General features: G+C 51.2%; 7 protein-coding genes. All 7 read right to left on the bottom strand.

Annotated elements, in window-relative coordinates; translation table 11 throughout:
• Nucleotides 1-361: 361 nt before the first annotated feature.
• The 7 genes from DW819_RS10920 to DW819_RS10890 all read right to left on the bottom strand — a co-directional run bounded on the left by DW819_RS10920 (nucleotide 362) and on the right by DW819_RS10890 (nucleotide 8,366).
• Nucleotides 362-1,231, bottom strand: coding sequence for a protease modulator HflC (locus DW819_RS10920; RefSeq protein WP_118733310.1), 870 nt, complete (start codon nucleotides 1,229-1,231; stop codon nucleotides 362-364).
• A 23-nt stretch (nucleotides 1,232-1,254) separates the two neighbouring features.
• On the bottom strand, nucleotides 1,255-2,517 hold the full coding sequence (gene hflK, locus DW819_RS10915; RefSeq protein WP_243025805.1) for an FtsH protease activity modulator HflK: 1,263 nt from the start codon (nucleotides 2,515-2,517) through the stop codon (nucleotides 1,255-1,257).
• A 172-nt stretch (nucleotides 2,518-2,689) separates the two neighbouring features.
• Nucleotides 2,690-3,487 (bottom strand): hypothetical protein, encoded by a 798-nt coding sequence (locus DW819_RS10910; RefSeq protein ID WP_118733309.1) that lies wholly within the window; start codon nucleotides 3,485-3,487, stop codon nucleotides 2,690-2,692.
• An 18-nt stretch (nucleotides 3,488-3,505) separates the two neighbouring features.
• On the bottom strand, nucleotides 3,506-4,681 hold the full coding sequence (locus DW819_RS10905; RefSeq protein ID WP_118733308.1) for an ABC transporter permease: 1,176 nt from the start codon (nucleotides 4,679-4,681) through the stop codon (nucleotides 3,506-3,508).
• Nucleotides 4,665-5,372, bottom strand: coding sequence for an ABC transporter ATP-binding protein (locus tag DW819_RS10900; protein WP_118733307.1), 708 nt, complete (start codon nucleotides 5,370-5,372; stop codon nucleotides 4,665-4,667). Before DW819_RS10900 ends, DW819_RS10905 begins: the two co-directional genes overlap by 17 nt.
• 12 nt (nucleotides 5,373-5,384) lie before the next feature.
• Nucleotides 5,385-7,256: an HlyD family efflux transporter periplasmic adaptor subunit gene (locus DW819_RS10895; RefSeq protein ID WP_118733306.1), complete on the bottom strand. Its 1,872-nt coding sequence runs from the start codon at nucleotides 7,254-7,256 to the stop codon at nucleotides 5,385-5,387.
• Nucleotides 7,257-7,268: 12 nt separating this feature from the next.
• The gene (locus DW819_RS10890; RefSeq protein ID WP_118733305.1) at nucleotides 7,269-8,366 is read right to left on the bottom strand and encodes an S-layer homology domain-containing protein; all 1,098 of its coding nucleotides are present in this window, start codon (nucleotides 8,364-8,366) and stop codon (nucleotides 7,269-7,271) included.
• Between the last annotated feature and the right edge of the window lie 182 nt (nucleotides 8,367-8,548).

Here is an 8,548-nt window from a genome sequence, read left to right as displayed (position 1 = left end):
CTACTATCAGATAAAAGCCGGATTACAGGCTTTCGTCAGCAACGTTCTGGCTGCGTTTATTATTATCGTAGAATAACCAATACAGTAGAAGGTTCGGTCAGGCCCTACAGAATAAGCAGATGCGTTGGAATTTTCTTGCATTGCATATCAAGAACGCGCCAGTGACGCGTTCGCAGATTCATGAGCGAGCATAGCGCCAGACCGGAGAGCATTGTCTGAGCGTGCAGCGCACGCGAGTTTTGCTCGCAGGTCTGGCAATAGGCGGCGGAGCGAATGAAGTACAAAATTTCACAGCATCTGCTGATTCTGTAGGGTCTGACCAAACCTTCGGACCTTATTGGTTATTCTCTAAATTGCAATTTTAATATCCGTAGAACACCTGCGTGATCGGGGAACTTTTATCCAGGATCAAGGTGTTGTTTCCGTTCTTTAAGGATGCTTTTGCTGCATCGAGGGAACGGACAAAATTATAAAAATCTGCCTTACTGGCGTCGTTATAAGCATTGGAGAGGATCTGCATGTACTGGGCCTCGCCCTCGGCTTTGATCTTCTCAGCCTCGGCATTGGCCTCTGACTTCATGACAGAGACCTCTTTTGTGGTATCATTCTTAATTTTCTGAGCGGAGGAATTACCCTGGGCTGTGTAGGATGCCGCAATGTTGTTGCGCTCTGAAATCATGCGGTCGTACACGGACTGCTTGTTATCGTCCGGCATATCCAGGGACTTGGTCTCTACGGCAAGAACCGCAATGCCGTAGCCATCCAGGGAACCGCCGATATTGTCTTTGATATCTTCTGCCAGCTTTCCGTCACGGTTCTCGATGATTTCCGTCTGATCCATATTGGAAATGACGGACTTCATGGAAGAAAAGACCGATGCCGCGATGCGGGACTGGGCCTGGGCCACCTGGCCGTTTAAGTGACGGGTAAACAGTACCGGGTCTGAAATCTTCCAGAGAACGAACGCATCCGCGATCATGCTCTTTTTGTCTTTGGTAATAACATCTGATTTCGGGATATCATAAATCTGAAGTGCTTTCGGAATTGGTGCACTTGTCTGTATAAATGGAATTTTTACAGATACTCCGGGAGTTTCCACTACACGGACGATCTCACCAAACTGGCGCACGATCATATACTCATCCGGATAGGTAATAACCAGGGAATTTCCCAAAACAAACAATGCTGCAATGAGAATCAGGCCGCTGAAGGCTTTTGCTATTTTTTTCATGACGAACTTCCTCCTTCCGTTTCCTACTGCGCATTCGCAGCGCCAGTCTCTCCGGCATGACCGGCACTGCCGCCGCCCGCCTGGCTGGCACTGTTTCCGTCTGTGTTTGCATTGCTGCTTCCAGTTCCTGCCGCTCCGTTTCCTGCTGCTCCTCTGTCTGCGGACTGCATCGCGGAAGTAAAGCTGTCAAGGGGCAGCATCTTCTGGGTGCCGCTCTCATCCACAATGTAAACCTTCATGGACGGAAGCACATCCTCCATGGTCTCGTAGAACATACGCTGCTTCGTGATCAGCGGATACTTGCTGTACTCCGTATACATCTGCTCAAAACGCGCCACCTGGCCCTGGGCCTCGTTGATGCGGGCTTCCTTTTCCGCCTCCGCATTCTTGATGATCTGGTCGCACTCTGCCTCTGCCTGCGGGATCTTCTCATTACGGTCCTTGTTGGCGTTGTTGATGGCCGTCTCCTTTCCCTGCTTCGCGTTTTCTACATTTTTAAACGCACTTAAGACTTCCTCCGTTGGCGGGAAAGCATCCTGAATGGTAATGTTAACCACAGAAAGCCCGATATCTTCTGAGATCATGCGGTTAGTCAGCTTTTCCTTGATTTCTGACTGGATCAGCGCTTTTCCGGTGGTAATGACATCGTCTACATTGTAAATGCCGACTGTATCACGGATATAGGACTGCGCCAGCATCTTCAGGGTAGCCTCCGGATCCGAAGACGCGTACAGATATTTTACCGGATCATTCACCATGTATTCCAGATAAAAATCCGTATTCACAAAGTTGAAATCCTTGGTGATCATGATGGATTCCTCATCCACCGACTCGCCGGTTTCCTGTACATAGCCGATCGGCATGCCCTTGATGCCCTTGGAAACCATGGTTACGTTCTGGATAAACGGAATCTTAAAATGCAGTCCTGCCTGGGATTCCGCCTGGGGACTTCCAAGAGTTGTCACCACCGCATAGTTTTCCTCGTCCAGAACATAATAGCTGTTAATGCCCGCAACAGCCAGAGCCACCACCGCAACAGCCACTCCGGTATTGCGGAACAGGCGGAGCTTCTTCTTTTTATTTTTTACCGGATTGCCGTCGGAATCAAACCGCTCCGGCTCATGATTCTGCGAGCCACCCTCATTGCCATTTTGCCGGTTCTGGTTTTCGCCACCGGACTGCTGCTTCTGCCACTGGTTCTTCTGCTGCTTCTGTCTCAGCTGTTCTTCCATCTGCCTGCGCAGATGCTCAAACAGATCCTGACCTCCAAATGGATTCTGATTCATGAAATACCCCCTTACATTGTATCAGTTCTGTATTAGAATGATGTTTTTTCTTGTCAGTTTATTAACAAGTATAGCATAGAATTTTTCATATGGATACCAAATATGTGATTTCCAATAAAATACAGATGAAAAAGTCCGGGACTTTCTAATCCCAGACTTTTCATTTTTTGCTTTATTCCGTTTTCACAGCATCCTCTACCCACACACCGTTTTCATCCATATAATAATATTTTCCCGGCTCTGTCATGACCCAGCCGGTCTGCATCACGCCACTTTTGTCGGCGTAGTACCAGTTGTCGTTCCAGACGAACCAGCCGGTGGCCAGCTCGCCGGTTTCACCCAGGTAATAGCGGTTTCCGTCCCGCTCCTGCCAGCCGGTGAGGCGGTAGCCCTGGTCATCGAGCAGGTACCAGTTGGCTTCGATGCGCTGCCAGCCTGCACCGAGGTAACTGCCGTCCTCAGACTGGTAGCGGCTTCCTTCCAGATAGTTTCGCCACTTGCCATCGGTATAGCCGATCACCTGTGCCGCGCGGTAATCTGCATCCGGTGAACCTACCCAGGAACCGGCTTTCACATAGGCCTGTTCGCTGACCTTTGGAGTAGCCCTCACCACAAAAAAGTAGGTGTGCAGGTCATCCATGTAGGCGCTGAAATCACAGGAGGTTTCCCCGGTACGCTTTGTCATGACACACTCGGATTCTTCCATGCTTTCATCGTCAAAATCCACCTTACGCCAGTTCTCCTCATCCCGGTCCACATTATCTGCTATGTACAATTTTACCTGATACTCATGGGTTTTTGCGACAGAGGACCATTTGCCGGTGGTATCGGTCTCCCACCAGACATGAGCCGGGGTGCCAAGATATACGGTTTCTACAGCTTTGTCAGATGCGCAGGACGGAAACTGCGGTGTGGTCGCCAGAAGAACAGCGGCGGCAGCCACAATCCATCGTTTAAAAACCTTTTTCATACATTCACGCTCCTTCCTCTACTCACTCCGCAGCGCATCGATCGGGTTCAGCTTTGCAGCGCGGCTTGCCGGCATATACCCAAACAGCAGGCCGATTCCCACCGATACACTAAAGGACACGATCACGGCCATCGGGGTTGGCGTCGCGGTTAGCCCGGCCAGTGCTCCAATGGTGGAGGTGGCAATGCTTCCCAGCAGAATTCCGATCACGCCGCCCAGGGAACTGGTCACCGCCGCTTCGATCACAAACTGCTGCATGATGACGCTCCGCTTTGCTCCCAGTGCCTTGCGGATGCCAATTTCTCTTGTCCGCTCCGTGACGGACACCAGCATGATGTTCATAACGCCCACGCCTGCCACCAGCAGGGAGATTCCGGCAATGCCGCCCAGGCCTGCCGATACCATAGCAATCATGCTGTTTAACGAATCCAGCATCTCACTCATAGCCGTGACTGTATACAAATCTTCATTTTTGAATTTTTCATAAAGGAAATTCTCGATCAGGGTCTTGCCTTCCGTTGCCGCGGACAGATCACGGATTGTAAAGGTATAGTTGTTGATGCTGGCATTGCGGGCCATCTTGATCGCGCAGCTGTAGGGCATGAACAGAAAATCATCCGTGCCGCCCTCTTCCAGGGGATCGTCCTGCTGTTCCACCACACCCACAATCTGAAACGCATATCCGTTTACCTTGATGGTCTCGCCGTAAGCCTTCTCTGCACTTCCGTAAAGCTCATCTGCCACATAAGCACCGATCACGCAAACCTTGTGCCGCGCGGTAATATCAGCATACTGGATGTTGCGCCCATAAACCAGCGTCCAGTCCTTGATGCCGAGATAATCCTCACTGACGCCGCTCACTGATGTAGAGGTCATAGAGTCCGTACCTTTTTTCACGGTAGCACTGATGCCCACCATGGGCGTCATATGGTCAAAGCTTTCGGTATTTTCATCGTAAAACGCATACATCTCATCCACCGCTACTGACCGGGACGGAAGATTGACCATGTTGACGGTGATCTGATTGGTGCCGAGACTTGCAAAGCTTTCTGTCATGTAGGACATGTAGGCGTTCACCAGACTTACCAGAATGATAACCGAAGCCACGCCGATGATAATGCCCAGCATGGTCAGAAAGGAGCGCATCTTGTTGCTCCAGATACTCTTGATGGCCAGCTTAAATGATTGTAGCATAGTCTTTCACATCTCCGTTAAAATTGATCTTTCCATCGTGGATCCGTACCACATGCTTTGCCTCCAGGGCAATGGAATTGTCGTGGGTAATCATGACGATGGTGTTTCCTTCTTCGTTGAGTTCCTTCAGAAAATTTAATACTTCGCGACTGGTTTTGGAGTCCAGCGCACCAGTCGGCTCATCCGCCAGGATCAGGGACGGATCTCCCGCCAGCGCTCTCGCAATGGACACACGCTGCTGCTGGCCGCCAGATAACTGGTTCGGCATGTTTTTCCATTTTTCTGCCAGTCCGACCCGTTCCAAGGAACGCATGGCGCGCTCCCGCCGCTCCTCTGCCGGAATCTTCGCGTACAGAAGCGGAAGCTCCACATTTTCCAGAAGGTTGGACTTCGGGAGCAGGTTGTACTGCTGGAAGATGAAGCCGATCATCCGGTTGCGGATGTCTGCCAGCTGATCATCACTCATCTGGTCCACATCCTCGCCGCCCAGCAGATAACTGCCGGAGGTGGGCACATCCAACGCGCCGATGATGTTCATGAGGGTGGATTTTCCGCTGCCGGACTTTCCAACGATCGCCACGAACTCACCGCGTTTGATGGTAAGAGAGATGCCATCGTTGGCACAGACTTGCTCATCTCCCATATGATATATTTTGTATATGTCTTTTAATTCAATCAGAGGTTCTGCCATCTGTACTCTCCTTTACGGCATTCCGCCGCCACCGCGGTTTCCGCCATTTCCACTACCGCGGTTGCCTCCGTTTCCTTTCTGCCAGCCATTTCCGCCGTCAGGGGCGCCTCCCATACCGTCAGGACCGCCCATGCCGCTCATCTGGAACATATCGGTGCTGGTATTGCCGGACGCGGAATCCACATAGATCTCATCGCCTTCGGAAAGACCGCTTGTGATCTGCACATAATCATCATTGCTGATTCCGGTCTCCACTTCCACTGCCTTAAATCCGGCCGGTACATTGCCCTGCTGCCCGGTCACGCTGTAATCCTTCACATACACGCGGTTGCCACGCATCAGGGAATCCACCGGAATCATCAGCGCATTGTCTACCTGATCCAGGATGATAGTTCCATCCACATTCATGCCCGGAAGCAGGTCTCCCACCTCATCCAGGGTCACAGTGACCGGATAGTTGGTAACGCCGTTTGACTGGGAACTCTCCAGACTGATGTTGGTGACCTTTCCGGTGAAGGTCTTTCCCTCAATGGCATCCGCCGTAATGTTGACTGTCTGGCCCACCTTCACACGGCCCACATCCAGCTCATCCACAGACATCTCGAAGGTCACCTCAGACAGATCGTAGATGACTGCCAGAGTCGAAGTCGAGCTGCTGGAGCTTCGGTCAATCTTATCTCCTGCCTTCACATTCTTGGTGATGACCTGGCCGGATATTGGCGCGGTAATGGTGTAATTATCGTAGGTTTCCTGCTTATTGTCCGCATTGCTCTGGGCCGACTCGATTTTCTCCTGGGCCTGGTCCACAGCATCCTGATAGGAATCCAGAATGTTTTTCACATCCTTGCTCTTAATGCAAAACAGTGGCGTGCCGGAGGTCACATAATCACCCTCATGCACCAGAAGCTCTTCAACCTCCAAACTACCGTTTCCTGTGACAGAAGCCTTCATGGTGGTATCGGTCATGGCCTCAAAAGTCCCCTCACTGCAGCAGACAAATTCACCGATAGTAACGGTGGCACTGTGGGATGTGGTCAGACCGCCCGGGTTTTCCACCTCCATGGTCACGTAGCGGACGATGCGCCCGCCATCCAGCACCTCATCCATGTTGCTGACAGCGGTAACCACGCCCATAAGCTGCTCCTCGGTGTCGGTCAGTGTAACCATGGCCTGACTTCCCGCCGGGACGACCGCCGCTTCCCCTGCCAGAAACGGAACCTTCAGCTTCATAGTCTGATCATTGTAAAGCTCCGCCAGATCCGTGTTGGAGCCCACCTTGTCCCCCACCTCGATATTTAGTTTTTTAATAAATCCGGTGCGAGTAGACTTATAAGTATTGCCACTGTAATCGCTGACCGCCTCCTGATAATCCTCCAACGCCTGCTGATAGCTCTTGTTGGCACGGGCCAGGGAATTTTCTGAGGATTTCAGATCTGACTCTACAGAGGAAGCATCGATCTGATAAAGCACCTGCCCTTCCGTTACCTGATCTCCCTCCTCAAAATCAGCCGTCAGCACAGTTCCCTCCACCAAAGAAGTAATGGTATAGGTATCTTTTTGGGAAATGGTGCCAGAGGAAGTCAGTTCCGAAGTCAGGGTTCCCAGAGTAGCGGCAGCTGTCTTCTGCTCTCCCGCTTTTGCGCTGGCCATTTTCACCTTTGCGCTTTGGCTGTGCCAGAACAGACCGCCGGCCGCAAGGACTGCCACTCCTGCGGCGATCAGCAGCGCACGCTTCTTTCTATTTTTACCACTGAGCTGTTTTCCCTTTTTTCCAGATGCTTTTCCTGTATTTCCAGAACCACTCGCTCCGCCTGTTTTGTTTTCTCCTTCATAGTCCGTTGCAGATGGTGCCTTCGCGAATTTCTCAGATAATTTTTCAAGCATGTCCGACCTCCCTTAATCTTCCACATAATCCACAACGGTGTAGGTCACATCGCCGTTGGAATTCTCACTTTTCTCACAGATCAGCGTTACCCGGTCTCCCACACGAATGGAACCGTAGACAGAGAAGGCAAACTGCATCTCGGAACTGCTCAGCTTGTATTCCTGCCCGTCGTCCAGTGTGACGGAGGTCGGCGTCATAACATCACTGGAGCTGTAATAAATGTTCTCCACGGTTCCGCGCACAGCGCAGCGGCCAGACTGAACATCCTCATCCGCAATATAAGCCCATATGGTCTTTGCCGTCTGGTTATAGTAAATCACCACATAACTGCTGGAAACATAGCTTTTCAGAGCTTCGTAGCTGGAAGCATCGCCGTTTACAAAAATGCTGGCCTCCTGCACATTGAAGGGAACATAATCGCCAATCTGGGAACCTTTCGTTACCAGTTTCGGTCCCTTCAGATTCGTATCCGCAAGCCCCAGCGGGTTCACCTCGCCGTCGGAGTTCAACTCACATCCAAGCACGGTCGCATAGGCCTTACCTGTGGTCTTGGAATCGGTCTTTAACAGGTTATAAAACAGGTTAATACAGTCAGAACGGTTTAACACCTCGTTCGGCTGCCGGTCAAGATTCTCATTTAATTCCAGAGTGTAAAACTTTGCCATGCGGGCACTGGAAAGACTGCTGCCGAAATCTTCACTGGTATAACCGAGAAGCGCCAGAATACCACGGGCCGCCTCCTGCAGCGTAATGGACTGATCCGGCTTATATAGGCCACCCAGATAACCGGTTATCCAGTTCTGTTCTGCCGCAATCCGGATGCTGGACGCATACCGGGCTGTGGCCGGAACATCTGCATAAACGGACACGCTGCTGGTGGCTGGCAGATAATCCCGATAGGTGGAGGCCTTTACCAGCATATTGGCAAACTCCGCCCGGGTCACCGGATCGTTCAGGCCAGTACTGGTATTGTTCATAATGCCGGCAATGCCGACTACCTTTCTCCGGTAATCCATATTATTATCTGCCGCGAGTACGGTCATGTTCGGCACGACTGCCATGCCAAATGTCACTCCCGCCATCACGGCCGCAAGCTCTCTCATCCTCATAATTTGCTCCTCTCTGAATCGTTTTCCGTCTGTTCGTTTTTATAAGCATAACGGGCGAATGTGTTGATTTTGTGAGAAAAGAATGGGAAGTTTGTGAGGAAATTGCAATTATAAGACGGAACGAATAAAGGTCCGGAAGAGAATGAGACCGCCTTCCTCTATTTTCACATATCGTTGTTTGC

The organism is Clostridium sp. AM33-3 (assembly GCF_003480315.1).
In the GTDB taxonomy this organism is placed as follows: domain Bacteria; phylum Bacillota; class Clostridia; order Lachnospirales; family Lachnospiraceae; genus Brotaphodocola.
This window is presented reverse-complemented; position numbering and strand designations above follow the sequence as displayed.